2 protein-coding genes are annotated in these 1,737 nt (G+C 71.8%); both read left to right on the top strand.

The window, feature by feature from the left end:
* A partial coding sequence (locus E1288_RS46305; RefSeq protein WP_207954950.1) for a hypothetical protein occupies positions 1-825 on the top strand: 825 nt, incomplete at its 5' end.
* 33 nt (positions 826-858) lie between these two features.
* Positions 859-1,737 (top strand): hypothetical protein (locus tag E1288_RS48490; RefSeq protein ID WP_408014323.1); only part of this gene is annotated, 879 nt, incomplete at its 3' end.

Raw genomic sequence — 1,737 nt, 5'->3', positions numbered from 1 at the left:
ACCCTGACCCGCCCCCGCCCCCGAACCAGAACCCGACCCGGTACCGGCGGCCGGGGCCTGGATCGGTGCCGGGGTCACGCCATCGCGGCCACCCTCGGTGCCGGAATCGACCGCGGCATGGGAAACCACCGAAGCAGAAGGAATCCGCGCCGACGTCGACTCACCACCACCGGACTCACCGGCCGGCTCCCGACCACCACCAGGCACGCCGGTCGACCCACCGACCCGCTCACCGCCAGGCGTGCCGGCCGACTCGCGACCACCGCCAGACTCGCCGCCGCTCTCGCCGCTGGGCTCAACCCCGCGTTCACCAACGCTGGTCGACCCACCGGCCCGCTCGCCACCAGGCTCACCGACCCGCTCGCCACCACCAGACTCACCGGTGAACCCGCGATGACCACCAAGCTCGTCACCACGTTCGCCAACGCTGGTCGACCCACCGCGTTCGCCGCTACCGCCAGGCTCACCGGTGAACCCGCGATCACCAGACTCACCAGCCGACTCCCGACCACCGCCAGGCATGCCGGTCGACTCACCGACCCGCGCACCGCCAGACACATCACCGCGTTCGCCGCTGGGCACGCTGGTGGATTCGGACCCGGGCTCCCGCACCCCATCGGGCTGACCATCGGGCTGACCGGTGGGCTCGGAGACTGCGCTGGCCTGATTGCGGGCGACAACCTCGTCAGCGTTAGGTGCCGGCCCGGAACCTGCCCCGTGGGGCCCGGACTGCGCGGAACCACCCAACCCGAACCCCTCGCTCCCAGGGGTACGGGCGGAATGCGTGACGACCTCGCCCGGGCTGCGATCACCGGTGGCGCCTGACTGCGGGACATCCGGCCCCGACGGGACCTGCCGATGACCTTCCGGCACCCGCTGCTGCCCGCCACCGGATTCTTCCCGGACGGCCTCGGACCGTCCCGGATCACCCGGCGTGGCCGGGACCTGGGCCTCCGGCGTGGCCGGGACCTGGGCACCCGGCTGCCCCGGCCGCGACGCAACAGCACCCACCGGATCCACAATGGACTTGGTGTCCGACCCGCCCCCGGCACCGACCCGCTCACCCGGCACACCCCGGCCACCAGAGGTTTCCCCACCCCCAGACACAGCAGCACCAGAACCCTCGGGAACACTGATATGGCGGGGCTCACCCACCGAGGCCGGGCTGTGCTCGTCGCCAGATTGGTGCTGGCCGTCGCCCGGCAACACGGCATCCCGGCCCCCACCAGAACCACCGGAATCGCCCTGACCAGAGGAGTGCGCGGAGACAGCCGGAGGAACGCTGGTCCCACCGGCCAACGACCCCAACCCCGGCCCACCATCGCCACTGCCGCTACCGGACTCGCCACTACCACTGCCGGACTCGCTGCTGCCGCTACCGGACTCGCTGCCCGCGTCGTCCGCGTCCTCGTCACTGCCGTGGCCGGACTCGCTGCTGCCGCTACCGGACTCACTGCCCGCGTCGTCCGCGTCCTCGCCGCTGCCGTAACCGGACTCGCTGCTATCGCCGCCGAACTCGCTTGTGGCGTCGTCCGCATCCTCGCCGCCGCCGTAGCCGGACTCGCTACTGCCGCCGGACTCGCTGCTACCGCTACCGGACTCGCTGCCGGCGTCGTCTGCGTCTGCGTCGGTGTCCTCGTCGCTGCCGTAGCCGCTATCAGCATCCTCATCGCCCGGGACATGCTTGTTGGCTTCCTGTTCCAACACCAGCCCGCTCAGACCCGCCCCCGCCTTCTC

Source organism: Saccharopolyspora elongata (genome assembly GCF_004348985.1).
GTDB lineage: Bacteria > Actinomycetota > Actinomycetes > Mycobacteriales > Pseudonocardiaceae > Saccharopolyspora > Saccharopolyspora elongata.
The sequence above is the reverse complement of the archived record's forward strand: the minus strand, read 5'-3'. Positions and strand labels throughout refer to the sequence as shown.